This is a genomic window from Streptomyces sp. NPDC006602 (assembly GCF_042870385.1).
Classification (GTDB): domain Bacteria; phylum Actinomycetota; class Actinomycetes; order Streptomycetales; family Streptomycetaceae; genus Streptomyces.
The window spans coordinates 100,636-127,116 of the sequence record NZ_JBIAHG010000021.1; the positions used below are offsets into that span (position 1 = coordinate 100,636).

22 protein-coding genes and 1 pseudogene are annotated in these 26,481 nt (G+C 72.2%); 12 read left to right on the forward strand and 11 right to left on the reverse strand.

Annotated elements, in window-relative coordinates; translation table 11 throughout:
* The first annotated feature begins 37 nt into the window (after positions 1–37).
* Positions 38–1,108 carry an ATP-dependent DNA ligase gene (locus ACFYO2_RS35610; RefSeq protein ID WP_388357628.1) on the forward strand — a complete coding sequence of 357 codons (1,071 nt, stop codon included), beginning with the start codon at positions 38–40 and terminating at the stop codon, positions 1,106–1,108.
* 54 nt (positions 1,109–1,162) lie between these two features.
* Here ACFYO2_RS35610 and ACFYO2_RS35615 read toward each other — a convergent pair whose 3' ends face one another.
* Positions 1,163–2,353: a zinc-dependent alcohol dehydrogenase gene (locus ACFYO2_RS35615; protein ID WP_388357630.1), complete on the reverse strand. Its 1,191-nt coding sequence runs from the start codon at positions 2,351–2,353 to the stop codon at positions 1,163–1,165.
* Between the two features lie 217 nt (positions 2,354–2,570).
* On the opposite strand from ACFYO2_RS35615, the gene ACFYO2_RS35620 reads away from it, so the two are divergent.
* On the forward strand, positions 2,571–3,578 hold the full coding sequence (locus ACFYO2_RS35620) for a DUF3048 domain-containing protein (protein ID WP_388357731.1): 1,008 nt from the start codon (positions 2,571–2,573) through the stop codon (positions 3,576–3,578).
* A 14-nt stretch (positions 3,579–3,592) separates the two neighbouring features.
* On the opposite strand, the gene ACFYO2_RS35625 is transcribed toward ACFYO2_RS35620, so the two are convergent.
* A complete protein-coding gene (locus ACFYO2_RS35625) occupies positions 3,593–4,057 on the reverse strand; it encodes a MarR family winged helix-turn-helix transcriptional regulator (RefSeq protein WP_388357632.1) in 465 nt (154 codons plus the stop codon).
* Between the two features lie 254 nt (positions 4,058–4,311).
* On the opposite strand from ACFYO2_RS35625, the pseudogene ACFYO2_RS35630 reads away from it, so the two are divergent.
* From ACFYO2_RS35630 to ACFYO2_RS35655, 6 genes and pseudogenes are all read left to right on the forward strand, one after another.
* Positions 4,312–4,618: pseudogene (locus ACFYO2_RS35630) on the forward strand (3-oxoadipyl-CoA thiolase); the annotation flags it as partial.
* Between the two features lie 152 nt (positions 4,619–4,770).
* On the forward strand, positions 4,771–5,544 hold the full coding sequence (gene pcaH, locus ACFYO2_RS35635; protein ID WP_388357635.1) for a protocatechuate 3,4-dioxygenase subunit beta: 774 nt from the start codon (positions 4,771–4,773) through the stop codon (positions 5,542–5,544).
* 6 nt (positions 5,545–5,550) lie between these two features.
* Entirely contained in the window at positions 5,551–6,156 is a 606-nt protein-coding gene (gene pcaG, locus ACFYO2_RS35640; protein WP_388357638.1) for a protocatechuate 3,4-dioxygenase subunit alpha, read from the forward strand.
* Positions 6,153–7,484, forward strand: a complete 1,332-nt coding sequence (gene pcaB / locus ACFYO2_RS35645) for a 3-carboxy-cis,cis-muconate cycloisomerase (protein ID WP_388357640.1) — start codon at positions 6,153–6,155, stop codon at positions 7,482–7,484. The genes pcaG and pcaB overlap by 4 nt, the downstream gene beginning before the upstream one ends.
* Entirely contained in the window at positions 7,481–8,608 is a 1,128-nt protein-coding gene (pcaD, locus tag ACFYO2_RS35650) for a 3-oxoadipate enol-lactonase (protein ID WP_388357641.1), read from the forward strand. The genes pcaB and pcaD overlap by 4 nt, the downstream gene beginning before the upstream one ends.
* A 195-nt stretch (positions 8,609–8,803) precedes the next feature.
* The gene (locus ACFYO2_RS35655) at positions 8,804–9,595 is read left to right on the forward strand and encodes an SDR family NAD(P)-dependent oxidoreductase (protein WP_388357644.1); all 792 of its coding nucleotides are present in this window, start codon (positions 8,804–8,806) and stop codon (positions 9,593–9,595) included.
* Position 9,596: 1 nt separating this feature from the next.
* On the opposite strand, the gene ACFYO2_RS35660 is transcribed toward ACFYO2_RS35655, so the two are convergent.
* Positions 9,597–12,281, reverse strand: a complete 2,685-nt coding sequence (locus tag ACFYO2_RS35660; protein WP_388357646.1) for an ATP-binding protein — start codon at positions 12,279–12,281, stop codon at positions 9,597–9,599.
* Positions 12,282–12,600: 319 nt separating this feature from the next.
* On the opposite strand from ACFYO2_RS35660, the gene ACFYO2_RS35665 reads away from it, so the two are divergent.
* Positions 12,601–13,638: a DUF2510 domain-containing protein gene (locus ACFYO2_RS35665; protein ID WP_388357649.1), complete on the forward strand. Its 1,038-nt coding sequence runs from the start codon at positions 12,601–12,603 to the stop codon at positions 13,636–13,638.
* A gap of 148 nt (positions 13,639–13,786) precedes the next feature.
* On the opposite strand, the gene ACFYO2_RS35670 is transcribed toward ACFYO2_RS35665, so the two are convergent.
* A complete protein-coding gene (locus ACFYO2_RS35670) occupies positions 13,787–14,401 on the reverse strand; it encodes a TetR/AcrR family transcriptional regulator C-terminal ligand-binding domain-containing protein (protein WP_388357652.1) in 615 nt (204 codons plus the stop codon).
* A gap of 239 nt (positions 14,402–14,640) precedes the next feature.
* Here ACFYO2_RS35670 and ACFYO2_RS35675 point away from each other — a divergent pair, with 239 nt between their 5' ends.
* Both ACFYO2_RS35675 and ACFYO2_RS35680 read left to right on the forward strand, forming a co-directional pair.
* Complete coding sequence (locus ACFYO2_RS35675; RefSeq protein ID WP_388357654.1) at positions 14,641–15,459, forward strand: phosphatase PAP2 family protein; 819 nt, start codon at positions 14,641–14,643, stop codon at positions 15,457–15,459.
* Positions 15,456–16,406, forward strand: coding sequence for a DMT family transporter (locus tag ACFYO2_RS35680; RefSeq protein ID WP_388357658.1), 951 nt, complete (start codon positions 15,456–15,458; stop codon positions 16,404–16,406). Before ACFYO2_RS35675 ends, ACFYO2_RS35680 begins: the two co-directional genes overlap by 4 nt.
* Before the next feature lie 18 nt (positions 16,407–16,424).
* On the opposite strand, the gene ACFYO2_RS35685 is transcribed toward ACFYO2_RS35680, so the two are convergent.
* Entirely contained in the window at positions 16,425–17,246 is an 822-nt protein-coding gene (locus ACFYO2_RS35685; protein ID WP_388357661.1) for a phospholipid scramblase-related protein, read from the reverse strand.
* A gap of 65 nt (positions 17,247–17,311) precedes the next feature.
* Positions 17,312–19,363 carry a phosphocholine-specific phospholipase C gene (locus ACFYO2_RS35690; RefSeq protein ID WP_388357663.1) on the reverse strand — a complete coding sequence of 684 codons (2,052 nt, stop codon included), beginning with the start codon at positions 19,361–19,363 and terminating at the stop codon, positions 17,312–17,314.
* A 165-nt stretch (positions 19,364–19,528) separates the two neighbouring features.
* Here ACFYO2_RS35690 and ACFYO2_RS35695 point away from each other — a divergent pair, with 165 nt between their 5' ends.
* The gene (locus tag ACFYO2_RS35695; RefSeq protein WP_388357666.1) at positions 19,529–20,815 is read left to right on the forward strand and encodes an MFS transporter; all 1,287 of its coding nucleotides are present in this window, start codon (positions 19,529–19,531) and stop codon (positions 20,813–20,815) included.
* 18 nt (positions 20,816–20,833) lie between these two features.
* Here ACFYO2_RS35695 and ACFYO2_RS35700 read toward each other — a convergent pair whose 3' ends face one another.
* From ACFYO2_RS35700 to ACFYO2_RS35720, 5 genes are read right to left on the reverse strand one after another with little or no spacing between them, the layout of a single operon-like run.
* Positions 20,834–21,757: a sugar phosphate isomerase/epimerase family protein gene (locus ACFYO2_RS35700; protein ID WP_388357669.1), complete on the reverse strand. Its 924-nt coding sequence runs from the start codon at positions 21,755–21,757 to the stop codon at positions 20,834–20,836.
* The gene (locus tag ACFYO2_RS35705) at positions 21,754–22,365 is read right to left on the reverse strand and encodes a nucleoside deaminase (RefSeq protein WP_388357672.1); all 612 of its coding nucleotides are present in this window, start codon (positions 22,363–22,365) and stop codon (positions 21,754–21,756) included. The genes ACFYO2_RS35700 and ACFYO2_RS35705 overlap by 4 nt, the downstream gene beginning before the upstream one ends.
* A gap of 14 nt (positions 22,366–22,379) precedes the next feature.
* A complete protein-coding gene (locus ACFYO2_RS35710) occupies positions 22,380–23,906 on the reverse strand; it encodes a GMC oxidoreductase (RefSeq protein WP_388357674.1) in 1,527 nt (508 codons plus the stop codon).
* Between the two features lie 48 nt (positions 23,907–23,954).
* Positions 23,955–25,100, reverse strand: a complete 1,146-nt coding sequence (locus tag ACFYO2_RS35715; protein ID WP_388357676.1) for an ROK family protein — start codon at positions 25,098–25,100, stop codon at positions 23,955–23,957.
* A complete protein-coding gene (locus ACFYO2_RS35720) occupies positions 25,094–26,476 on the reverse strand; it encodes a carboxylesterase family protein (protein WP_388357677.1) in 1,383 nt (460 codons plus the stop codon). Before ACFYO2_RS35720 ends, ACFYO2_RS35715 begins: the two co-directional genes overlap by 7 nt.
* Between the last annotated feature and the right edge of the window lie 5 nt (positions 26,477–26,481).

The following is a 26,481-nucleotide window of genomic DNA, read 5'->3' on the forward strand; positions in this document are numbered from 1 at the left end:
CCGGGCATTTCGCGATGCACAGGCGCAGAATCGGAGCATGGATCTGCCGGTGATGCCGCCCGTGAAGCCGATGCTCGCCAAGCCCGTGGCGAAGATTCCGCCGGACATGCACTACGAGGCGAAGTGGGACGGGTTCCGGGCGATCGTGTTCCGCGACGGGGCCGAGGTCGAGTTGGGAAGCCGTACGGGCAAGCCGCTGACCAGGTATTTCCCGGAGCTGGTGGCGGCGCTCAAGGAGCGGGTGCCCGAGCGGTGCGTGCTGGACGGGGAGATCGTCATCGCGCGGGAGGGGCGGCTGGACTTCGACGCGCTGACCGAGCGCATCCACCCGGCGGACTCCCGGGTGCGGATGCTGGCGGAGCGGACGCCGTCGTCGTTCGTCGCCTTCGATCTACTCGCCCTGGCGGACGACTCGCTGCTGGACGTGCCGCTCGGCGAGCGGCGGGCCCTGCTGACCACGGCCCTGGCCGAGGTGACGGCGCCCGTGCACGTGGCGCCGGCGACGACCGACATCGACGTGGCGCGACAGTGGTTCGAGCAGTACGAGGGGGCCGGCCTGGACGGGGTCATCGCCAAGCCGCTCAACGGGCGCTACCTCCAGGACGAGCGCGCCATGTTCAAGATCAAGCACGAGCGGACGGCGGACGTGGTCGTCGCGGGCTACCGGCTTCACAAGAGCGGTCCGGTGGTCGGCTCGCTCCTGCTCGGCCTGCACGACGACCGGGGCACCCTGCAGCATGTGGGCGTGTCGGCCGCCTTCCCGATGAAGCGGCGGGCCGAGCTGGTCGAGGAGCTGGAGCCGCTGCGCATGGACGACGTCTCGGGACACCCGTGGGCGGCCTGGGCCGAGGAGGCCGCGCACGAGACGGCCCGGCTGCCGGGGGCGCCCAGCCGCTGGTCCGGCAAGAAGGACCTGTCCTGGGTGCCGCTCAGGCCGGAGCGGGTGGCCGAGGTGGCGTACGACCACATGGAGAACGGCGCGCGCTTCCGGCACACGGCCCGCTTCCGCCGCTGGCGCCCGGACCGGACCCCCGAGAGCTGCACGTACGCGCAGCTGGAGGAGCCGGTGCGCTACGACCTGGCGGAGATCCTCGGCCCCCCGCAGTGACTGAGGCCCCTGAAGTGACTCATGCCCTCAAGTGACTCAGGTTCCTGAGGCGACTCAGGGCGTCATCAGCACCTTGACCGCGCCGTCCCGCTTCTGCTGGAACATCCGGTACGCGTTCGGTGCCTCGCTGAGCGGCAGCCGGTGGGTGGCGAAGTCGTCGACGCCGAGAGGGTCCTCGTCCGTGAGGTAGGGGATGATCTCGTCGCTCCAGCGGCGCACGTTGGCCTGGCCCATCCGGACCTGGATCTGCTTGTCGAACATGGTGAGCATCGGCAGCGGGTCGGCCATGCCGCCGTACACGCCGGACAGCGAGATCGTGCCGCCCCGGCGCACCAGCTCGATGGCGGTGTGGAGGGCGCCGAGCCGGTCGACGCTGAAGCGTTCCGCGAACGGCCCGCTGATCTTGCGGGGCAGCATGGCCGAGGCCTGCTGGGCGAGGCGGGCGGCGCCGCTGCCGTGGGCCTCGGTGCCGACGGCGTCGATCACGGCGTCGGGGCCGCGTCCGTCCGTCTCGTCGCGGATCTCCTGGACCAGTTCCTTCTCGCTGTCGAACCTCCTGAGGTCGTACGTCTGCACACCGCGCGACCGCGCCCGGCGCAGCCGCTCGCCCACCAGGTCCACGCCGAAGACCTGTCCGGCGCCGCGCAGTTGGGCGATGCGGCACGCCATGTCGCCGATCGGCCCGAGGCCGAGTACGGCGACGCTGCCGCCCTGCGGGACGTCCGCGTAGGCGACCGCCTGCCAGGCGGTGGGCAGGACGTCGGAGAGGTAGACGAAGCGGTCGTCGGGCGGGCCCTCGGGGACCTTGATCGGCCCGTACTGGGCCTGCGGGACGCGCAGGTACTCGGCCTGGCCGCCCGGTACCGAGCCGTACAGGCGGGTGTAGCCGAACAGGGCGGCACCCATGCCCTCGCTGGTGACCTGGGTGGTCTCGCACTGCGTCGGCAGTCCGGTCATGCACATCCAGCAGTTGCCGCAGGCGATCTGGAACGGCACCACGACCCGGTCGCCGGCCGCGAGGTCCGGCACCCCGGCTCCGACCTCCTCGACGATGCCCATCGCCTCGTGACCGAGGATGTCGCCGGGTGTCATGAACGCGGTGAGCACCTCGTACAGGTGCAGGTCGGAGCCGCACAGCCCGGTGGAGGTGACGCGGATGACGGCGTCCGTCGGCTCCTGGATCGTCGGATCGGGCACGTTCTCCACCCGTACGTCCCGCTTGCCCTGCCAGGTCACTGCTTTCATCGCACGCTCCCCAGGTTCACGTCGGCGTGTCCGGTCGACACCGGTTGCGGTGGCGCCCGGGTACCCGGGCGCCACCGGGCGAACCACCACCTGGGCCGATCGGCGTATTCAGCGCCGGTAATCAGATTCGATCGGGTATGGCCACGAATGAACTTACAAGCGCACAATCATTGACAAGAGACAGGTGGCCACGGTGGGCAAGAGACACAAGACGCGCATGCGGCGCGCCGCTACGGTGGCGGCGCTGCTCGCCGCCACGGCCACCGCCTCGCTGGCGGCGGGCTGCACGGGCGGGCGCGGCACGGGCGACGACGGACGCGGACAGCTGCGGACGCCCGCCGAAAGCCCGAACGAGAGCGCGATTCCGAGTGCGAGTGAGAGTCCGAGTGCGACCGAGAGCCGCGCCGCTGCCGGTCCCGTACTCGCCGTAAAGCTCGACAACGCGCGTGCGGCCCGACCCCACACGGGCCTCAACTCCGCCGACATCGTGTACGCCGAGCAGGTCGAGGGCGGGATGAGCCGGCTGATGGCGGTCTACGCGACCAAGCTGCCGAAGGTCGTCGGTCCGGTGCGCAGTGCCCGCGAGTCGGACCTGGAGCTGCTGCGTCAGTTCGACCGGCCGACGCTGGCCTTCTCGGGGGCCCAGAGCAAGCTGATGCCTCTGATCAACGAGGCACCGCTGGTCGCGCAGACCCCCGGCAGGGTGTCCGGCGCCTACTACCGGGGCACCGGCAAGCCCTCTCCGCACAACCTCTACCTGCGCCCGAACCGGCTGCTGGCCGCCGCCCCGGGGTCGGACGCGCTGACCACCGGTTTCCACTACGGCACCGCGCCCTCCGGCGGGCAGCGGGAGACCTCGCGGACGGTGCGCTACCCGGCGGCGAGCTTCACCTTCACCTGGTCCGCGAACCGGTCCCGCTGGCTGGTCTCCATGGACGGCACACCGACCGTGACGACCGACGGGAAGCGGGTGGCACCGGCGACGGTCGTCGTGCAGTACGTGAAGGTGCGCAAGTCCGCCTTCCACGACTTCCTCGGCAACAACACGCCGTACACCGAGACGGTCGGCGAGGGGCAGGCGGAGGTACTGCGCGGCGGGCGGGCCTACGACGTGAACTGGTCGCGGCCGAAGGCGACCGAGGGCACCGAGTTCACGACGGGCGACGGTACGCCGGTGAACTTCGCCAAGGGGCAGGTGTGGGTGGTGTTCGCGAAGGCGTCATGAGCGGCTGAGCGGGTTCAGGGATGGGTGACGAGGGGTTCCGCCGGGTTGCGGAGCCCCTCGGCCGCGTCCGAGACCCGCCGGATGAGGTCGAAGAACACGGACTGCTCCTCGGCGGACAGCGGGGCCAGGAAGACCTGGTTCATCCGGGCCGTGCGCACGGTGAGCTTGCGGTGGGTGCGCAGGCCCTCGTCGGTGAGGCGCAGCAGGAAGCGGCGGCCGTCCTGCGGGTCGCGCACCTTGTCGAGGAGTCCGCGCCGGCCGAGCCGGCTGATCACCTCCGCGATGGTCGACCGGTCCAGGCCCACCCGCTCCCCCACCGTGCGCTGATCGACTCCGGGCTCGGCGACGAGTGCGTTGAGGACCGCGAACTGCGGCGAGGTGATCTCCTCGGAGACCATCGTGTTCCACAGCAGGTAGTGCGCCTGCTGGAGCCGCCGGGCCAGGTGCCCGGGGTGGGTGGTGAGGTCCACCGCGGCCATGTGCGCTCCCGAGATAGATTCATTGGTGCACTGAACAATACCGGGGCGGCGCCCCGACTGTCCGCGATGCACGCATGTGAACTGACCTTCCATTTCTCCTGGGTCTTGACGCCCCGCCGCTCCGGTGGCAGCGTGAAGGACACCTCGCTGAAATAATCAGTGCCCTGACTAATTTGCCAATTGCTCGAGACGGGCGCTCGAACGGGATGGGGCTTCACGGATGGACAAGGTGGTCGCCACAGCCCTCGGGGCGGCCCTTGGAAGCTGTCAACCGGGCGCCGGCCAAGGCGGGCAAGGACTTCGACGACCTGTCCGTGCTGGAGCTGAACGAGGCGTTCGCCGCCCAGGTACTGGGTCGTGTGGCGCAGTGGCCAGAGTTCGACCCGGCGATCCTCAACCCGCAGGGCGGTGCCATCCGCCCTCGGCCATCCGCTGGGCGCCTCCGGTGCCCGTCTCGCCGGTACGGTCGCCCACCAGCTCGCCCGTGCGGGCAGCGGGGTCGGCGTGGCCACGTTGTGCATCGGAGTGGGCCAAGGACTCGCCCTGGTTCTGGAACGCTGAGCACCGTCTGCGACCGCGGGCCGTCTGTGGGTGGTCGCGCCCGCGCGGCGGAGCGCACATTGATACAGCCCCGCGCCCCTTCAGGGCGCGTCACCGCCGCCCCCGACTTTGACGCGAATGTCAGGAACCCCAGGAACCCCCAGGAACTCTCCATGACTCTCACGCAGTACGACATCGACCTGGAAATCGCGGCCGAGCACGCCGCGTACGAGAAGCGCGTCGCCGACGGCGCGCCCGTCGAGCACCAGCCGCGCCGCGACTACGCCCCGTACCGCTCCTCGGTGCTGCGCCACCCCAAGCAGCCGCTGGTCGCGATCGACGTGAGCCGGGACCCGGAGGTGGTGGAGCTGTCCTCCCCCGCCTTCGGGGAGCGGGACATCACCGAGATCGACAACGACCTGACCCGGCAGCACAACGGCGAGCCGATCGGCGAGCGCATCACCGTCTCCGGGCGGCTCCTCGACCGCAACGGGCGCCCCGTCCGCGGCCAGCTGGTCGAGATCTGGCAGGCGAACTCCGCCGGGCGGTACGCGCACCAGCGCGAGCAGCACGACGCCCCGCTGGACCCGAACTTCACCGGTGTGGGCCGCACTCTGACCGATGACAGCGGCTGCTACCACTTCACGACCGTCCAGCCGGGGCCGTACCCGTGGCGTCAGCACGTCAACGCCTGGCGGCCGGCGCACATCCACTTCTCTCTGTTCGGTTCCGCGTTCACGCAGCGGCTCGTGACGCAGATGTACTTCCCGAGCGACCCGCTCTTCCCGTACGACCCGATCATCCAGTCGGTGACCGACGACACGGCCCGGCAGCGGCTGGTGGCGACGTACGACCACAGCCTGTCGGTGCCGGAGTTCTCCATGGGCTACCACTGGGACATCGTGCTCGACGGGCCGACCGCCACCTGGATCGAAGAAGGGCGCTGACCTGCCATGACGAAGATCGACACACATCGTCCGGAGAGCGTGCTGCCCACCCCGTCGCACACGGTCGGCCCGTTCTTCGGCCACGCGCTGCCGTTCCCCGGCGGCGGCGACATCGCCCCGGTCGGCCACCCGGACACCATCGCGGTGCACGGGCGCGTGTACGACGGCGAGGGCAATCCGCTGCCCGACGCGTTCGTGGAGCTGTGGGGTCCGGACCCGGAGGGCAACCTGCCGACCGCCGACGGCTCGATGCGGCGCGACCCGGCGAGCGGCGGCTTCCTCGGCCGCAACGGCGTGGAGTTCACCGGCTGGGGCCGCATCGAGACGGACGCGAGCGGCCACTGGTCCGCGCGCACGCTGCGGCCGGGTGCGCGCGGGCAGAGCGCCCCGTACCTCAGCGTGTGCGTGTTCGCGCGCGGGCTGCTGGTGCATCTGTTCACCCGGATCTACCTGCCGGGTGACGAGGCGGCGCTCGCCGCGGACCCACTGCTCGCGCGACTGGACCCGGAGCGACGCGACACGCTGATCGCGACCGAGCAGGGCAAGGGAACGTACCGTTTCGACATCCGCCTTCAGGGCGAAGGCGAGACGGTCTTCCTGGAGTTCCAGTGACATCAGCAGAACCGGACGCCGGCCTGCTCGCCCCCGGGTGGGCCGGCTCCCCCGCCGCGGCCGCCACGAGCGACGGCGCCTTTCTGCAGGCGCTGCTCGACGCGGAGGCCGCGCTGACCCGCGCCCAGGCCGCGCTGGAGCTCGCCCCGCCGGAGGCCGCGACGGCGGTGACCGGGGTGGCCCGCGCGGACCGCTTCGACCCGCACTCCCTCGCTCAGCGGGCCCATGGCGGCGGAAATCCGGTGATTCCCCTGGTGGCCGACCTGACCAGGGCGGTCGGCGCCGAGTACGGCCCGTACGTGCACCGGGGTGCGACCAGCCAGGACATCATGGACACGGCGATGATGCTGGTCGCCGGACGCGCCCTGGATCCGGTCCTCACCGACCTCACCCGCACCGAACAGGCGCTGGCCCGGCTGGCCGCCGAGCACCGCGACACCGCGATGCCTGGCCGCACGCTGACCCAGCACGCCGTACCGACGACGTTCGGGCTGAAGGCGGCCGGGTGGCGGTCGCTGGTGCTGGACGCCCGGGACCGGGTGACGCCCGTACGGAACGCGCTGCCCGCCCAACTCGGCGGCGCCGCCGGGACGTTGGCGGCCTTCACGGCATACGGCGCGGCCGATCCCACCGCGCTGCTCGCCGCCTTCGCCCGGGAGGCGGGCCTCGCCGCGCCGCCGCTGCCCTGGCACACCCTGCGTACGCCGGTCGCCGACCTGGCCGGGTGCCTGGCGTTCACGGCGGGGGCGCTCGGCAAGGTCGCCGCAGACGTGCTCACCCTCTCCCGCACCGAGATCGCCGAGGTCGCGGAGGGCAGCGGGGGCGGCTCCTCGGCCATGCCGCACAAGGCGAACCCCGTACGGTCCACGCTGATCGCGGCCGCCGCCCGGCGGGCGCCGCAGCTCGCGGCCACGCTGTACGGCTCGCTCGTCGCCGAGGACGAGCGGCCGGCCGGGGCCTGGCACGCCGAGTGGGAGCCGCTGCGGGACCTGCTCCGGCTGGTCGGCGGCGCCGCCCGCGACGCGGCCGAACTGACCGAGGGCCTGCGGGTCCACGCGGACGCCATGCGCGAACACCTCGACCTCACCCACGGGTTGGTCGTCTCCGAGCGGCTGTCCGCCGAGCTGGCGCCCGTCCTGGGCCGCGCCCGCGCCAAGGAACTGCTCACCGACCTCGCCGGGCGTGTGTACGCCGAAGGGCGGAGCCTGGGTGAACTCCTCGCCGAGCAGCCCGAGCTGAAGGACGTCGACCTCGGCGAACTCACCGACCCCACCCGCTACACCGGCTCCGCCTCCGCCCTCACCGACCGTGCTCTGGAGCGACGTTGACCGACAAACTGCTCAACCACCGTGCCGAAGGGTCCGATTCCGCGCCCCCGCTGCTGCTCGGGCCCTCCCTGGGCACGTCGTACGCCCTGTGGGACCAGGTCGCGCCCGAGCTGTCCGTCACCCACCGGGTGATCCGCTGGGACCTGCCGGGACACGGCGGTTCGGCGGTCGACCTGATCGGGCCCGGGGCGACCGTCGGCGATCTCGCCGACCTGGTGCTGGCGCTCGCCGACTCCCTGGGCATCGAGCGGTTCGCGTACGCCGGGGTGTCGCTGGGCGGTGCGGTGGGGCTGCAGCTGGCCGTGCACCATCCACAGCGGGTGTCGTCGCTCGCGGTGATCTGTTCCTCCGCACACTTCAACGGCTCCAAGCCGTGGGAGGAGCGGGCCGCGCGCGTCCGGAGCGAGGGCCTGGGCCCGCTGGCGGAGAGTGCCGACGCGCGCTGGTTCACTCGCGGGTTCACCGTGCCGGAGCTCGTCCGGGACCACCGGGACGCCGACCCCGACGCGTACGCCGCCTGCTGTGACGCGCTGGCCGCGTTCGACCTGCGGGAGCGGCTGGCGGAGATCTCCGCGCCCACCCTGCTGGTCGCCGGCCGCGAGGATCCCGCGACCCCGCCGGCGCATCTGCGGGAGATCGCGGACGCCGTGCCGGACGCCGCGCTGGTGGAGATCCCGGGCGCCGCGCACCTGGCGCCCGCGCAGTGCCCCGAGGCCGTCCTGACCGCCCTGCGGGCGCACTTCGACGGCAGCGCCGAGCGCGGTATGGAGGTGCGGCGCCAGGTTCTCGGGGACGCGCACGTCGACCGGGCGCAGGCCCGGCAGACGCCCTTCACCGCCCGCTTCCAGGACTTCATCTCGCGCTACGCCTGGGGTGAGATCTGGACCGACCCGACTCTCAGCCGCCGCGAGCGCAGCATGATCACGCTGACCGCGCTGGTCGCGCACGGCCACTACGACGAGCTGGCCATGCATGTGAGGGCGGCCCGGCGAGGCGGCCTCACCCCCGAGGAGATCGGCGCGGTGTTGCTGCAGACCGCCGTGTACTGCGGGGTCCCGGCGGCGAACTCGGCATTCGCGACCGCCCAGCGGGTGCTGGCGGAGGAGGACCAGGCTGAAGGGTGACTTTTGCGCGGGACCGCCGGAGGGTGATCCCTGCGCCGGACCACCGGAAGGCGCCCTGCGCGGACCGCGGGAAGGTGACCCCTGCACGGACCACCGGAAGGTGACCCTGCCGGTGGACCACCGGAAGGTGACCCTGCCGGTAGTAGCTTCAAGAGCACCTCGCTGATGCCCCCGCCGCGTGCCTACGGTGGGGGCATGTCCACGATTCTGATCACCGGTGCCACCTCCGGTCTCGGCCGGTACGTCGCCTTCGAACTCGTTCGCGCCGGACACCTCGTCCTCGCCCACGGCCGCGACGCCGCCCGCACGCGGCAGCTCGTCCATGAGCTGCGCGGCGAGGGTGCCGCCGAGGGATTCGTCGCCGATCTGGCCTCGCTGGCGCAGGTACGCGAGCTGGGCGCCCGGGTCGCAGAGGCCCACCCCGAGCTCGACGTCCTGGTCAACAACGCGGGCGTGGGCAGCGGCTCACCCGGCTCGGGGCGCGAGGTGAGCGCCGACGGGCACGAACTGCGGCTGGCGGTGAACTACTTGGCGCCGGTCGCGCTGACCCGAGCCCTGCTGCCCGTGCTCCGCTCCAACCCGCCCGCGCGGATCGTCGACGTCGGCTCGGCCGGCCAGGAGCCGCTCGACTTCGACGACCCCGAACTCACCCGCGGCTACAGCGGTTTCTCGGCGTACTGCCGCGCCAAGTTCGCGCTCGCCGCGCACACGTTCGCGCTCGCCGAGGAATTGGAGGGCACCGGCGTCTCGGTGAACGTACTGCACCCGGCGACCTTCATGGACACGGCAATGGTCCGGGAGGCCGGCGTCAGCCCCTGGAACTCCGTCGCCGACGGAGCCTCGGGCGTCCTCGCCCTGGCCACCCAGGAGCTGGGCAGTGGCCGTTACTTCGACGGCACGCGACCGGCGCGGGCGCACGACGCGGCGTACGGCAGGGACGTACAAAAGCGTCTGTCGGCGGTCACCGACCAGCTGCTGGACGGCTGACCTACCGCAGCCCGCGCCCGCTCTCCAGCACCGCCCTCGCCTGCGCCACCAGCCCGTCCGCCCCGCACGACCGCGCCAGCGCCAGGCCCCGGTCGAGCTCGGCGACCGAGCGGGCGAGGATGCCGTACTCGACGCGGGCCGCCGCGTGTTCGTACTGGCAGGGCGAGGCCTCCAGATGGGCGACCGCCTGGGCGGCCAGCCGGACCGCGCGCTGGCCGGTCTCCAGGGCGGCGGCGCAGCGCAGGGCCTCGCCGATGGCCGTGTCGGTGCCGAGACGTTCGGCGTGCCGGCGGACGTCGGTGGCGAGCCGGGCGGCGCGGCCCGGGTCCTCGGTGGCGAGGGCGCGGACGAGGTCGAAGGCCCAGGGGACGAGCACCGGATTGTGGTGACCGCGGACGGCGGCCGCCTTCTCCGCGGCCTCCAGTTCGTTGATGCCGTCCTTGGTGCGGCCGACGGCGAGCAGGAGCCGGCCGCGCACGGCCCGTGGGTCCGGCAGCACTATCGTGGACGGATAGGGCGGGGCGAAGCCGTATCGTTCGGCGACGTCCCAGGCCTCGTCGATGTGGCCGCGGGCGAGCAGCGTGTCGACGAGATTGCAGGTCGCGGTCCAGTACAGGGGAAGTCCGCGGCCGACGCGTTCGGCGATGGACAGCGCCTCGCGCAGGGATTGCTCCGCGTCCGCCAGGCGGCCGCGCCTGCGGTGCCCGACACCGACGTAGGCGTGTGCCAGGGCGAGGTGTCCCCCGCTCCAACCGGCGCTCACATAGCTGCGCACGGCCTCGCTGTAGAGGCTTTCGGCGCGGTCGAGGCAGTCGGTGTACGCGTACGCGTTGGCCAGCATCAGCAGCAGTTCGATGCCCCACTCGGTGCCGGTCCAGCCGAGCCCGGGAGCCAGGCGGCCGTTGACGAGGGCGCGATCGCACAGCTCGATGACCTCCTGGGCGCCCTCGCCGCGCATCAGGGCGTCGAAACCGCGCAGGATGAGCAGCGCGCGTTCGGAGTTGTCCCGTCCGGTGCAGGTCCGGGCGAGTTCGGCCAGACGCTCGGACCGGCCGGGTGTGGCGGCCTCACCGGCGTGGATGCCGTCCCACATGATGTGCACCGCCTCCAACCGCATCTGGGCGGGACCGGGTTCGAGCCGGGCCGCTTCTGCCTGCACCGTGCGGACGGCCTCCTCCAGCTGGTCGTTGTGGACCAGCGCCTGGGAGAGGCGGACGACCGCGTCAACTCGATCGTCGGCGTCGAGGCCGGGCATGCCGAGCGCGGCCCGCATGTGGCCGATGGTCCTGTCGGGCATGGTCAGCAGACTGGCGCAGCCGAGTTCGTAGAGCAGGCGCGCGTGGACGTCGGGCGTGGGCGGTTCCAGCAGGGCGCGCTCGAGGCAGCGGCGGGCCGCGTCGGGGGCGCCGACGACGAGGTGCTCCCGGGCGGCCTCGCGCAGTTTCTGGACGAGTTCCTCGTCGTCGTCCGGGTGGACCTGGAGGAGATGGCGGGAAGCGGCCGCGGCGCCCCGGCCCAGGTCGGTGACCATCTGGGCGGCTATGCCATGCATCGCGGTGCGCAGGGCGGGCGGGATGGAGTCGTACACGGCGGTGGCGATGAGCGGGTGGACGAATTCCAGGTCGCCCTCGCCCGCGGGGCTGTTCGCCGGGTCGGGTGCGGTGAGGATGCGGGCGCTGCGCAGCAGTTCGGCGCAGCGCACGGCGTCGTCGCGGCCGAGGGTGGCGAGCTTGGCCACCAGGTCGACGGAGATGCCGGTGCCGAGGATGGCGGCCGCCCAGGCGAACCGGGTGGCGTCGATGCCGAGTTCCTCCAGGCGGGCGACGAGGCCGCCGCCGCGGGCCGAGCGGTTCAGGGCGCGCAGTTCACCGGCCGCGCTCTCGCTCGGCTCGAGTTCGCTGTCCTGGACCTTGGCGAGGAGTTCGACGGCCTCGTAGGGGTTGCCGGCGGTGACGGCCCAGACCTCGCGGCAGAACGCGGCGTCGACGTGCTCGCCGAGGGTGGCGCGGGTCAGTCCGGCGGTGGCGTCCGGGGTCAGGGCGCTCAGGGCGGTGGCGGGGTGACCCGCGGTGGCGGCGACCGCGTCGAGCAGCCGGGCGCTCTCGCCGGTCATCTCGCCGGGGCGGCGGGCCACCACGACCAGGACGGACAGGTCGTCCAGGCGCTCGGCGAACGCGGCGAGCCAGCGCAGGGTCTCCTGGTCGGCCCAGTGGGCGTCGTCGATCAGCAGGACGAGCGGCCAGTCGCGCCGGGACAGCCGGCGAACCAGGGTGACCAGGCCGTCGGTGACGCCCTGCGGGTCGGCCTGCCGCTCACCGGGGTCGGTGAGACCGAGGGCGGGGCCCGCGATGTCGTACCAGTCGCCGAGGTACTCGCGGGCCTCCTGAGGCATCAGCGATACGAGGGCGGGCTGCAGCAGCTGTCGTACGACGTTGAAGGGGACGGGCCTGAGGGTCTCGCCGCCGCGTGCCGACCACACCGTGCAGCCGCGTTCTTCGGCGAGGCGGCGGGTCTCGGCGAGCAGGGCGGTCTTCCCGAAACCGGCCTCGCCGGTGATCATCAGCAGGCTGCCGGAGGAGGAGTCGTCGGCGGCCAGCGCTTCGATGGCCCGTACGACGGCGGCGACTTCCTCGTCCCGCTCCCACAGCGAGGCCGGGGCGGCCGCCAGGGGCCGTACCTCCGTCATCCCGCAACCTCCCCAAGTCGCCCGAACGACCTACAAGCCTTGAGCGTAGCCGTCCCGATGCGGAAGCGGAGGCCGGTCCGGGCACCGGTTGCCGTGACGGGTGACGTCGGGTGCGCGAAGGCGACGCGCCTTGCCCGGAACCGGTGGACACAAACTTGACCATCAGTCAGAAACGCCCGGCGCGCGCCCACGCCGACGGCCCGGCAGCCCCCGTTCGTTGCAGTGGCCCCACCACCCGCCCCGACTCGTCACGGAATGAGGTGGATTCGCCCCTCGTCCCTCTCATGCCTCTTTCACCGAGGCCTCATACGGTGGGGACATGACGCAGGCGACTCCCCCCGGCTGGTATCCCGACCCCGGGCAGACAAGTGACGGTCCCGCCACCGAGCGCTGGTGGGACGGCAAGGCATGGACGGACCAGACCCGCCCCGCGGGATCGGCCGCCGCGTGGGGTCCCCCGCAGGCCGTGGCGGGCGGCGGGGCGTTCCCGGCGCATCCGGGGTATCCGGGTCATCCCGCCCCGCCGCCGGGCGGCTCGCGGCGCGGTCTGCGCACGGGCATAGCCGTGGCGGCGGCCGTGGTGGTCCTCGCGTGCATAGGCGCGGGGGTGTACGCGCTCTCCGGCGACGAGGGCGGCAGCGGCAACACCGCCGACTCACAGGGACCGGGCGGACAGGGCGGCGGCCCCGGCGGCAACGGCGGCCCTACAGGCGGCCCGTTCGGCGGCAACGGCGGCTCCGGGGGCGACGGTGGCTCCGGCGGATCGGGCGGATCGGGCGGATCCGGGGGGCAGTCGCCCTCTCCCGGCCAGTCCGAGGCGCCGAAGATCGAGAGCGGTTCGGTGACCGACACGGCCGACGGGATCAGCCTGCCCATACCGGACGACTGGTACGGCCAGCAGATGTCGGCCGGCGCGGCGGTCACGTCGAACGACTCCTACGACTGCCCCGGCGACACCTCCAAGTCCTGCACGAAGGGCGGCGCGTACTCGGCTCCCGCCCTCTTGATCGGCACCAAGGGCAGCACGGCCGAGGAGATCGCCAAGGCGGATATCTCGGACAACGCGGAGGAGTCCTACGGCGGCGCCACCTACGGCGCGATCACCTCGCACGACGTACTGGCCTCCAAGGCCGTGACCGTGGCCGGGCAGAAGGGCTACCTGGTCCGCTGGAAGGCGGTCACCAGCAAGGGCTCCGACGGCTATGTGCAGTCGCTGGCCTTCCCCTCCCCCGCGAACCCCCAGCAGATGGTCCTCGTCCGCTTCGGCGTCGACGTCGAGGAGACGCAGGCCGTACTCGACGAGATCACCAAGGGCATCAAGGTGTCGACCGGCGGCGGCAACGGCCAGAACGCCTGAGGTCCGCTCTCCGGGAAGCGTGCCGGCCGGGTGGGGCGCCCCTCCGCTCAAGAGGTGCCCACCCGGCCGGGGGGTGCGCGCCGCCCCCGTCCCCACGGTGCGGCGCGAGCAGGTCACCGTCCCGGGCCCGCGGACGGCGGCCTGGGTCTCAGGTCAGGCCGAGTGCGGGCAGCACGGCGGCCTCCACGAACCGGACCATGTAATCCGGTTCGGCGTACTTGCCCTCCAGGACGGGCCGCGCGCGCAGGACGCCGAACATCTGGGCCGGGATGTACTCCAGCGCCGGATGGTCGGCGGCGATCTCGCCGCGTTCCACGCCGCGCCGCAGGATCTCCTGGAGCGCGGCGATCTCCGGTTCGACGAGCGCCTCGCGCAGCGCCAGCGCGAGTTCCTCGTCCTGGGTGACGGCGTGGCCGAGCGCCTGGACCAGCTTGGTGTCGCTCGTCGACCAGGCGCCGGCCGCCCGTGCGGCCTGGCGCAGGTCCTCGGCGAGCGAGCCGGTGTCGATGCCGGCGAAGCGCACCCGACGGCTGCCGCGCAGGGCCGCCGCCACGAACTGGGGCTTGGTCTTCCACTGCCGGTACAGGGTGGACTTGCTGCAGCGGGTACTGGTGGCGACGCCGTCCATGCTGACGGAGTCGTAGCCGCATTCGCGGATCTGCTCGAGTACGGCGTCGAAGAACTCCCGCTCACGCTCCGGCGTGATCTTGGAGCGGCGCGAGGCGGCGACCGTCTCCGGTCCGTCCGCGGCCTGCGACGTCATCTGCTCTTCTCCTCACTCGGTCCGGCGGGAGGGGCCCGCCCTTCCAGTGTGTCGTATGTCAATCGATACGCCAGTGTACCGGTACGGTGGCGTATCGGTACACTGCCGTATCGGTACACTGTCGTATCGGTACACTGTCGTATCGGTACTCACCCGTATCGATGAGTTCCGGCCGTTCGGCGAGTCACACCCCCGTCCGGCATCAGCACACGCACCACCGTCAGCGAAAGGGCCGGGGGATGAATGCCCGCACCGAGCCTTCCCAAGCGGCGCCGAGCGCGATAGCGCGGCCGCCGCTCGTCCGTGAGCTCCTGGTCGTCACAGGGCTCTTCCTCGTCTACAAGTTCGGCCGGCAACTGGCGACGGGCCACGCCGGCGAGGCCTTCCACAACGCGCACCGCGTGTGGGACCTGGAACGCACCCTGCATCTGCCCGGCGAAGGCTCGGTGCAGTCCCTGCTGCTGCACGGTGACACGCTCGCGCACCTCGCGAACACCTACTACGCGACCGTCCACTTCCCGGCGACCGTGGCCTTCCTGGTCTGGCTCTACCTGCGCCGCCCGGCGCACTACGTGTGGGCCCGCCGCGTGCTGGCCGCGCTCACCACCGCCGCGCTGGTGCTGCACCTCGTGCTGCCCCTGGCCCCGCCGCGCATGCTCGCCGTGACCGGCCTGGTGGACACCGCACGGGTCTACGGCCCCTCCGTGTACGGCCCGCCGCAGACCGACCAGCTCTCCAACCAGTTCGCGGCGATGCCGTCGCTGCACTTCGGCTGGGCGCTGATGCTGGCGATCGGCCTGATCGTCGCCACCCGGTCGCAATGGCGCTGGCTGTGGCTGCTCCATCCGGTGCTGACGCTGCTGGTGATCGTCGGGACGGCGAACCACTACTGGCTGGACGCGATCGCGGCGGGTGCCCTGCTGGGCCTCGCACTCGCGGTGATCCACCCGCCGCACCGCACGGCGACCACCGCCGGACGCGCTCAGGACGCCCTCGTGCCCGTATCCGCCGCGCCCGCCTCCGCCGAGGAGCAGGTTCTCGTGGGGGCGGCCCGATGAACGCCACCCTGCTCGCCGTCGTCCTGTCCCTCTTCTCCTCCGTCGCCTACGCGGCGGCGGCCGTCGCCCAGGAGCGGCTGGCCTCGCGCAACCCGGGCTCGGGCACGCTGCGGCTGCTGCGCTCGGGGGCCTGGTGGGGGTCGGTCGTGCTCAACGCGTCGGCCGCCCTGCTGCACGTCGTCGCCCTGAAGTACGGACCGCTGACCGTGGTCCAGCCGCTCGGCGCGCTCACCCTGGTCGCGGCGGTGCCGCTGGGGGCGCGGGTCGCGGGGCGGCGGGTCAGCGCCGTTGAGTGGCGGGGCACCGCGCTGACGCTGCTCGGTCTGTCCGCGATCCTCGTCACGGCGTCCGGGCCGGCGCCCGAGGACGTGCTGAGCGCGCCCGAGGCGGTGGCGGTCGCGGGCGTCACGGCGGCCCTGATCGGTGTGCTGACGCGCCCGGGCACCCGGCCGGGCCTGCGGCACGCGTCGGCGTCCGGCTTCGCCTCCGGTGTCGCCTCCGCGCTCACCCAGACCGTGACGGTGGCCGTGACGGACCGCTCGGAATCACTGCTCAGCGTGCAGGTGATCGGGGTGGCGCTGCTCGTCGCGGCCTTCGCGACCGGCGGCCTGCTGCTGTCCCAGACGGCCTACCGGGGCGGCCTCGGTGCCCCGCTCGCGGTGGTGACCCTGGCGAACCCGGTGGCCGCCGCGGCGATCGGGCTCGCCCTGCTCGGCGAGCGGCTGCAGGGCGGCGCGTCGGGGGTGCTGCTCGCGCTGGCGGGGGCCGGGCTCGCGGCCTGGGGCGTGGTGCTGCTGTCGCGTGCGACACCCGCCGCGGACCTGGCCGGGACCGACCACGAGGAACACCCCGTTGCCGCGGTCCTGGCGTTGACGCCGGAATCGGCGACGGCCGAACCGGCGCTGGTGCCCCGGCAGTCCGAGCCGGGACACCTCACACCACTGTGAGCTCCGTCGCGGGCAGGCTCAGCCGAATCCCCGCGAGTCCTGCTTGAGCGCCGTGTCGACGGTCAGCGCCGTCGCCACGACCAGGCTCAGCAGCGGCTCGGGCAGCTGGTAGTGGATCTGCAGGACGTAGTTGTCCGCGGTGGTGAACATCGTCTTGGCGAGGCCTTCCCAGGTCTTGGTGATCCGGGCGACCTCCTTGTCGGTGTGGTCGACGATCGCGAAGTTCCACGCACGCCAGTTCTCCGCCTTGATCGCGCCGACCTGCCGGCCGTTCACGTTCATCGCGAAGTTGATCTTGCCGATCATGTTCTGCTGGACGATCTCACCGATCGGCTGACCGTCGGGACGCGCCACGATCACCCGTGACTTGAGGAACTTGGCGGGCCGGGTCAGCAGCAGTACGGGCTGCCCGTGGGCGTCGCGGATCTCCAGCTTGTGGGTCAGGAACTGGTCGACGCTGGCGACGAAGCGCAGGGCCTTCTTCAGCGCGCTCTGCCCGACCTGGACCACCGAGCCGAGCTGGTTGCCGCCCTGGTCCATGACCTTGTACTCGTTGGTCAGCTCGATCAGCTTGGCCTTCTGGTTCACCACCAGGACCGGCTCGGTGAACAGGCTGCCGCCGCCGGGGCCGCCTGCCGCGACCCCGGCCTGCTGCTGTACCTGACGCTGGACGCGCGGGTCCGGACCGGCCGGCTGCTGCGGCATCTGCGGCGCCGCCTGGGCCTGCTGGTTCGCGTTCGTGTGCTCGGTCCACTGCGCGCCGTCCCAGTAACGGAGCGTCTGGGCCGCTCCGTGCGGGTCCGGGTACCAGCCTGCAGGTGTGTTCGATTGCGTGGTCACCGACGCACACTATCCCGACCGTCCCGGTCCCTGACCACCCCCGCACCTGCGCCTTCCGGAAGGCTTTACCCAGTGATGACGGCCGGGTCGCTCACCCCCGGCCGCCCGTTCTCGACGTGTCCGGCGAACGTCCGCAGGAACGCCGGATCGGCCTCGGACGTGACGGCCAGGTCGTACCAGCGCCTGCTCGCCGTGAGGTCGAAGGTGTGCTTCACGGCGGCGCCGGCGCGCACGGTGAAGGTCCTGGCCGGTTCGCCGTATCCGCGGGTGACCTTCAACCGCACCGTGTCGGAGCCCTTGTTGGTGAAGGTCAGCTGGACGTCGTCGCCGGTGTGGCGCGCGGTGACCTCGGGGCCGGCGCTCTTGTTCGGCCCCTTGAAGACGCGCAGGAATCCGTTCGGGCCGTGCACGGTCAGGTCGTACGAGCCGTTCGAGTACGCCGAGTTCCAGGCGTCCGCGACGGTCTTGCCGGCTTCGGTGGTATAGGTCCAGGGACCGTCGGTGCGGTTGCCGGAGGTCACCAGGAACGCGGCACCGGCCTTGGCGCCGGAGGCGAAGGTGAGGGTGAAGGTGCCGCTCGCCGGGTCGACCGAACCGTCCACGTGCGGGGCGTACTTGAGGGGGCGGGCGAGGCGCAGACCGCGCTCCTGCTTGGGCAGGGAGGGATTGGCGGGCAGGATCGGCACGTAGTCGGGGTGGCGTTCGCGGTCCGGCGGCTCATAGCCGTCGGTGTCGGGCAGGGCGACCGGACTGGTGTCCTTGCGGGAGAAGTCGAACGCGGCCGTCAGGTCGCCGCAGACCGCGCGCCGCCACGGCGAGATGTTCGGCTCGCGCACGCCGAAGCGGTTCTCCATGAACCGAATGATCGAGGTGTGGTCGAGCGTCTCGGAGCAGACGTAGCCGCCCTTGCTCCAGGGCGAGACGACGATCATCGGCACCCGCTGGCCGAGCCCGTACGCCCCGGCGACGTGGCTGCTGTCGCCCTTGAAGAGGTCCGGGCCGACGTCGACCGTGGACCTGCCCTGGTCGGCGGAGGCCGGCGGGAACGGCGGGACCATGTGGTCGAAGAAGCCGTCGTTCTCGTCGTACGTGACGAACAGGGCCGTCTTCGCCCACACCGCCGGGTCGGAAGTGAGCGCGTCGAGGACCTGCGCGATGTACCAGGCACCGTAGTTCGCGGGCCAGTTGGGGTGCTCGGTGAACGCCTCGGGGGCCACGACCCAGGAGATCTGCGGCAGCTTCCCGCCCTTGACGTCGGCCTTGAGCTGGTCGAAGTAGCCCTCGCCCTTGGTCTGGTCGGTGCCGGTGCGGGCCTTGTCGTACAGCGGGTCGCCGGGCTTGGCGGTCCTGTACTGGTTGAAGTAGAGGAGCGAGTTGTCGCCGTAGTTGCCGCGGTAGGCATCCTCGATCCAGCCCCAGGAGCCGTCCGCGTCGAGACCGTCGCCGATGTCCTGGTAGATCTTCCAGGAGATCCCGGCCTTCTCCAGACGCTCGGGGTAGGTGGTCCAGCCGTAGCCGACCTCGTCGTTGCCGAGGACCGGGCCGCCGCCGGTGCCGTCGTTGCCCGTGTAGCCGGTCCACAGGTAGTAGCGGTTCGGGTCGGTCGAGCCGATGAACGAGCAGTGGTAGGCGTCGCAGACGGTGAAGGAGTCGGCGAGCGCGTAGTGGAAGGGGATGTCCTCGCGGTTCAGGTACGCCATGGTCGTGGAGCTCTTGGAGGGCACCCACTTGTCGTACTCGCCGGAGTTGAAGGCGGCGTGGCCGTCGTTCCAGCCGTGCGGGAGATCCTGGAGGAAGGCCATGCCCAGGTCGTCGGCGTCCGGGTGGAACGGAAGGACGTCCTTGCTTCCGTCCGACTGGTACCAGACGGACTTGCCGTTCCGGAGGCTGACCGGGCGGGGGTCGCCGAAGCCGCGGACGCCTCCGAGCGAGCCGAAGTAGTGGTCGAAGGAACGGTTCTCCTGCATCAGGACGACGATGTGCTCGACGTCCTCGATCGTCCCCGTGCGGTGGTGGGCCGGGAGCGCGGCGGCGCGCTGGATGCTGCTGGACAGCGCGGTGAACGCCGTGGTGGCGCCGGTGAGCTGGAGGAATCGGCGCCGATTGACGTCGGGCATGGGTGGGCCTCTCATCCTGGGGTGCGGATGGCCGGAACATGACGGAACGTGCGCGAAAGGAGTGTTCCAAGAGCACCAGACGTCAGGGAAGGGTCTGGTGGCGTTGGTGTGAAAGTCGCGGGTACGTGGGGTGTGCCGGGCCGGAGCGGGGGGAGGTTCGCGGCCATGACAGAGACGCGCACCTCGGTGTCCACCCCGCCGAAACGGCCCGTACGCCAGCTGCTGGCCGCCTCCGTGGGCAACGCCGTGGAGTGGTACGACTGGTACGCCTACACGTTTCTGGCCACCTACATCGCCGCCGAGGTCTTCCCCAAGAGCGCGGACAACTCGCTGGTGCCGCTGCTGTCGACGTTCGCGGTGTTCGCGGTGGGCTTCTTCATGCGGCCGGTCGGCGGGCTGTTGATGGGCGCGATCGCGGACCGGCAGGGACGGCGCGCCGCGCTGACGGTCACCATCCTGCTGATGGGGGGCAGCAGTCTGCTGGTCGGGCTGACACCGACGTACGAGTCGGTCGGCGTCCTCGCCCCGGTCGTCCTGGTTCTCGCGCGGCTGCTCCAGGGACTGTCCGTGGGCGGGGAGTTCGCCGCCTCGACGACGTTCCTGGTGGAGTCCGCGGGACCCGGCCGGCGCGGGCTGTTCTCCAGCTTCCAGTACGTGTCCACGACCGCCGGGCAGCTCCTCGCGTCCGGCATCGCCACCCTGCTGGTGGACACACTGAGCGACGGGCAGATGAACGGCTGGGGCTGGCGTCTCCCCTTCGTCTTCGGTGCGGTGCTCAGCCTGGTCGGTTTCTGGATCCGGCAGGGCGCGCAGGAGACGCGGAGTGAGGAGCAGCAACAGGCGCCGCTCCCCGGGCTGTTGGAGGCGCTGCGACGCCATCCGCGCGAGTCGCTCCTGATCTGCGGGATCACGGCGGGCGGCACGATCGCCTACTACACCTGGACCTCGTACCTGCCGACGTACGCCGAACTCAACGCCGGGATCGACAAGTCGGACGCGCTGCTCGCGGGCACCATCTCGCTCGCCTTCTTCGGCCTGCTCCAGCCCCTCGGCGGCCTGCTCTCGGACCGCTTCGGCCGCCGCCCGCCGCTGCTCTTCTTCGGCCTGGGCTTCGCCCTGTTGAGCGTGCCGCTGCTGCACGCCCTGCGCGACTCGTTCGCGGTGCTGCTGCTCGTGCAGTGCGCGGGCATGGTGCTGCTGACCGGGTTCACGTCGATCAGTGCCGCGGTCAACGCGGAGGTGTTCCCGCCCCGGGTGCGGGCGGCCGGGATCGGGTTTCCCTACTCGCTGACGGTGGCGCTGTTCGGCGGGACGGCGCCGTATGTGGGCACGCTCTTCAAGGAGTTGGGGCACACCGGACTCTTCCCCTGGTACGTCGCCGTCCTGTGCCTCGTGTCGTCACTGGTGTATCTGCGACTGCCGGAGACGGCCCACACGGAGCTGCGGCGCTAGGGGGTGTTTTAACACCCCCTAGGTGTACTGCCGCGCCACGGCCGTTCCCGCCCGCAGCGCGGCCACGGGGTCGGCCGCCTCGTCCAGTTCGATGAGTACGGTCTCGGCTCCGGGCGTACGGGACATCGCGTCGGCCCAGCCTCGCCAGTCCACGATGCCCGTGCCGAGTTCGGTCATGTAGGGCTGCTGCTGGGCGTAGACCGTTTCGTCGACGGTGAGGTGGACGTCGATCGGTCCGACCGCGTCCTTCCAGTGCGCCAGGGCGATGCGCGGGGCGTGGCGGTGCGCGACGGCGACGGGGTCGCCGCCGCCCAGGGCGATGTGGCAGGAGTCGGGGCACAGCCACACGTAGCGCGGGTCGGTGAGCGCCATGAACAGGTCGATGTCGCGTTCGTACCAGAGGGTGCTGTGGGACTCGGTGTGGAAGGCGAGCTGCACGCCCTGCTGGGCGACGGCCTCGCCGACCGCGTGCGCTATGTCGGCCATGCGCGTCATGTAGGCGGCGTCGACGAAGAAGGGCGGCCGGGTCCCGTAGGTCGTCCGCATGGGCAGTCCGGCGACGAGGAGCTGCGCGCCCACCTCGGCGAGGAAGGCCGCGCGGCGTTCGGCGTCGGCGACGATCGCGGGCAGGTTCTCGCCGTGCCGCCAGTCGGGGGCGTCGCTGCCGGCGATGAACGCGCTCACGACGGACAGGCCGCGGGCCGCGAGCTCGCCGCGGAACGCGGACGCGCTGCCGAAGGCGCGCAGGGCCAAGGCGATGTCGCCGGGGGCGAAGGTCAGCTCGATGCCGGTCACCGAGGCGTCGACGAGTGCGCGCATGACCCGCTCCCAGAAGCGCTCCGGGTTCTTCAGGGCCCAGTCCCGCACGGCGTCCGCGGAGTCGAGTCCCCAGAAGTCCGGGTGGTAGAAGGTGATGATGTCGGTCGCGAACCGAGGCGTCATTCGGCACCGCCACGGGCGTTGTAGACGACGATGCCGTCAGCGCTGTCGACGGCCCCTCGGTAGTCGCGGAACACGGTGAGCGCCTCGTCCCGCAGCACGTCTTTGACGACCTCGATGCCGCGTGTCTCGAACTGCTCGGCCCAGTCCGCGCCGAGCGGGCCCTCGTCGAAGGTGGTGATCTCCTCCAGTTCCGGGCCCTCGCCGGCGACCACGAGCGCGCGCACGCCGGACCACATGGTGGCGCCGTAACACTGGATGCACGGCCGCCAGTTGACGACCAGTTCATGCGCCGGCAGGCCGTCGCCGCCGAGGTCCCAGCCGCCGGTGGCCATCTGGGCGAGGCCCAGTGCGACGACCTCGGCGTGGGCGCTGGAGACGCCGGAGGCGAGGACGACGTTCACGCCGACCGAGACGATCCGGCCGGTGTCCCGCTCGGCGACGAGGGCCGCGAACGGGCCGCCGTTGCCCTCGCGCCAGTTGCGGTCGGCCAGGCGGTGCACGAGGCGCATGCGGTCTTCGCGGTCGAGGAGCGCCGCGGGCACGTGGGCCAGTTCGTCGTCGATCCACGCGGGCAGGGCCACGTGGTATTCCTTCGCGATGTCGATCACGGTCGGGGTTCCTCTCAGTGCGCGGCGAGCGCGCTGTTGCGGGCGGCCACGGCACGGGCGGCCCGGATGGCGGTCACCGCGCCGGTCAGGGTGACGTTGGCGGCCATCGAGGTGGGGATCACGCCGTTGCCGGCGAGGTACAGGTTGTCGTAGCCCCACACCCTGCCGTCCGGGTCGCACACGCATGTGCCGTCGTCGGCGGTGCCGGACCGGACCGTGCCGGTCTGGTGCAGCGACGTGCCGGGCGGGAGCAGGGCGCTCTCGGTGGCGGGGTCGATGGTGCCGAACTCCTCGGCCAGCGACCGGACTTCGTCCAGTGCCCGGCCGATCAGCGCGCGGTCGGCGTCGGAGTAGCCGAACTCGACGGTGATCCTGGGCATCTGGGCGAGGTCGGCCTGGGTCTCGGAGAACACGAGCCGGTTCTCGGGGCGTGACTCGACGGGGACGTACAGCGACAGGCCCACCGAGTGGGCGAGAGGCCGGCCGGTGTCGTCCACGTAGGTGCGGTTCATGATCTGGCCGTGGAAGGGCTGCGCCGCCCCGTTCTGCGGCAGCCAGAGCGAGTCCGTGCTGAACTCGCCGGGGCGCGGCAGGGGGAGGACGTCGAGGTCGATGCCGAAGCGGTCGAGGTCGAGCAGGACCCGGGCGGTGACGAAGGCGTGCTCGTTGAGGTGGCGGCCCAGCGCGTGGGGCCGTATGCCCGAGGCGAACAGCAGTTGCGGGGTGCGCAGTGCGTCGGCGCACACCACCACGGTGTCGGCGAGGATTTCGGTTTCGGCTCCGTCGGCGATGCGGCGCAGCCGGGCGCCGGCGACGCGGTGGTCCTGGACGAGGAGCGCCGTCGCGAGCGTCCCCGTCACCAGGGTGAAGGCCGGGTCGCCGCCGGTCGCGAGGGTGGGGAAGATCGTTCCGGGAGCCGTGCGGGGCATGGGGCCCGACGCCGTCGGGGTGACGGCCATGGGCATGGGCTGGGGGCGCCGGTCGTGCGGTCCCACGCCGTCGAAGCGTCGGCGCAGTACGTCGAGCACCGTGCGACCGACCTCGGTCGGGCCGATCGCGGCGGGCGTGACGGCGAGGATCCGGCGGGCGGTGCCCAGGTCCGCCGCCCAGCGGGCCGGGTCGCCGAAGTCGAACACCTCGTCCCCGGCGGGCCAGGGGGTCGCGGCGGTCCAGTGGACGCCCATGCCGCCCGCGTTCCACGCGAGCGCCGTCGCGGGCATCGCCTCCGCGTCCTCGCCGAAGGCCAGGGCGTGGAACATGCCGGGCATGAGGTCGGTGAGGCTGCCGGCGATCTCGCGCACCACTTCGGCGCCCGTGTACATGCCCTGGATGCCGGTGGCGACCTGCTCGTTGTAGCGCGCCCACAGGACCGGGTCGTCGAGGTCGTGCAGGTGCAGGCCGGGGACCTCGCCGATCGCGCTGCCGCCGTCCACCATCGTGATGTGCAGCGCCGGATCGGTGTCGCGCAACTGTCGGGCGACGACGGATCCCATGATGCCGCTGCCCACGACGAGGACGTCGGTGCGGGGGGTGTCGGTCAAGGTGAGACTCCATGTGTTGTGCCACGGGTGGGGGAAGCGTGGGCGTGGTCATGTGCGCGGGACGAGCGGGCCGAACAGCTCGGTGTCCATGCGGTCGAGGGCCAGCTTGACGGCGCCGACGAGGGCCGCGTCGCGGCCCAGGCGAGTGGCCCGCAGCTCGATCTCGGGGGCCCGGGCGTCGCGCATCGCCTCCCGCACCCGGGGCAGCAGTACGTCGGCCGCGTCCTCCAGGCCGCCGCCGAGCACGATGAGCGAGGGGGCGACCGTCCACGACAGGATGGTGAGGATCGCCGCGATGTTCTCCACGAACTCGTCGACCTCCGCGAGCGCGGACGCCTCGCCCGCCCGGGCGGCCTCGCAGCGGGCGAGGGCGACGGCCCGCTCTGCCGGTTCCGGGGAACTCAGCCAGGCCACCGGGTGGTTCTCGACGGAGGCCGTCGGTATCGACCGCGCCTCGACGATCTCGCCCGCCGCGCCGTCGAGTCCGCGGTGCACGGCGCCCCGTATGAGGATGCCGAGACCGGTGCGGTTGCCGAGGATCGCCCATACGACGTTGTCGTGGTCGTCGGCCACGCCCCGCCAACGCTCCGCGAGCGCACCGCAGTTGGTGTCGTTGTCCGCGAACCAGGGCATCGGGATGCGCCGGCCCAGCTCTTCGGGCAGGTGCACGCCTTCCCAGCGGGTCGTGTGCACCAGGCGCCGGACGACTCCCTCGTCGTCGATCGCGCCGCCGCCCGCGACCGCGCCGGCGCGCAGCCGGTCCGTCGACCCACCCGCGTCGTCGAGCGCCTGAAGGACCAGCGCCGCCGCGTCGTCGAGAGTGACCTGCGGGTCCTGGTAGGCGCGCAGCGGTCCGCGCGCCCGGCCGAGGATGCGGCCGCGTACGTCGGCGACGACCGCGGTCGCGTCGGAGGTGGTGATGTACACGGCCGCCAACAGCGCGTGTTCGGCGCGCAGTTCATAGCGCCGGGCGGGACGTCCGGCGGAGCCGCTGACCGGCACCCGGTCCAGTTCCGCCACCCAGCCGGCCTCGACGAGCGAGTCCAGGATGAGTTCGATGGTGCGGCGGGAGAGTCCCGCCTGCTCGGCGAGCGCGGTCAGCGTCGTCGGCCCGGCCGACACCGCCAGGGCGCGCAGGACGACCGAGGTGTTGACGCGACGGACTGCGCTCTGGTTCATCCCTGACATCAGCATGCCCCCGCCGCCTCGGACATCGGCCCCGGCCCAGGCCGTACGACGGGATCGAACACGCCCGTGGTGTCGGCCACGAGCGCAGCACCGGGACGGCCGTACTCGCGCGCGGGATCACCGGGCGTCCCGCTCGCCCGCGCCCAGGCCGGTTCCTGGCCGCCGACGAACGCGACCAGGTCGGCGTGCATCGAAGTGGCCAGCTCCTGGGGCGGGTTCGGCCCGAGAGCCCTGGCGACTCCGGGTGCGTCGAGTACGTCGAAGAAGTACGGGAGGTCGACGCAGTGCGCGGCGCCGCACAGCACGGGCGAGGGCCACTCGAAGGAGTACAGCCAGGTGCCGGCGGCGTCGCGGCGGGCGGCCGCGGTGCGCGGGCAGGCGGCGCGGAACAGGATGTCGGTCAGACGGGTGCCCGCGGCGCGCGCGGCGGCGCCCGGGCCGGTGCCGCTGTCGAACTCGTCCCCCGTCGCTCCGAGCAGAAGAGGTACCTCCTGCCCGTGCCCGGCGAGTCCGTCGGCGACCGGCACCGGGAGGATGTCGTCGCCGACGAACGGGCCGAGTGAGAGCGTGCCGTCGTCGCCCTTCTCGTCGCGCAGGTCGAGGATGCCCCGCTGGAGGCGCTCCACGCTGCAGCCGCCGAACCCGGCTCGCGTCGCCGGAACGCCGAGCCTGTCCCCGAGTTCCTGGAGGAAGTCACGTACCGCGTCCGCCTCGAAGAAGCCGCCGGAGAGGCTGACGGCGCGATGGAAGCGTCCGCGGCCCGCGGGTGAGGAGAGCAGCGCGAGCACCGCCGCTCCCCCGGCCGACTGTCCGGCGACGGTGACCCGGTCCGGATCACCTCCGAAGGCGCCGATGTTCTCCTGCACCCAGTCGAGGGCCAGCAGCAGGTCCCGCAGCCCCAGGTTGGTGGGGACGTCGTCCAGTACGGCGAACCCGTCGACGCCGAGCCGGTAGCCGACGGTGACGCAGACGACGCCGTCGCGGGCGAAGGCACGGCCGTCGTACCAAGGACTGGCCTGGCTGCCGGCCAGGAACCCGCCGCCATGGATCCACACCAGCACCGGGAAGGGCCCGCGGTCGTCGTCCTGGGCCGGGGCGACGACGCCGAGGTTCAGCACGTCGTCGCCCGCCACCGACGGCTCCGGCACGGTGGTCGTGGCGAACAGCGGCACGCGCTGGGAGGTCGGACCGTGCCGGGACGCGTCGTACGGCTCGGTGAACCGGCCGCGGGGGACGGGCGCCGCGAAGCGCCGTACCCCGGTGGGCGGTTGGGCGTAGGGGATGCCGAGGAAGCGTCGAGTCCGGCCGTCGCGACGGCCGACGACCGTGCCCGCGGGGGCGTGCACGAGGTCCGGCTCGCCGGGCGCGTCGAGGGAGTTCATTCCGG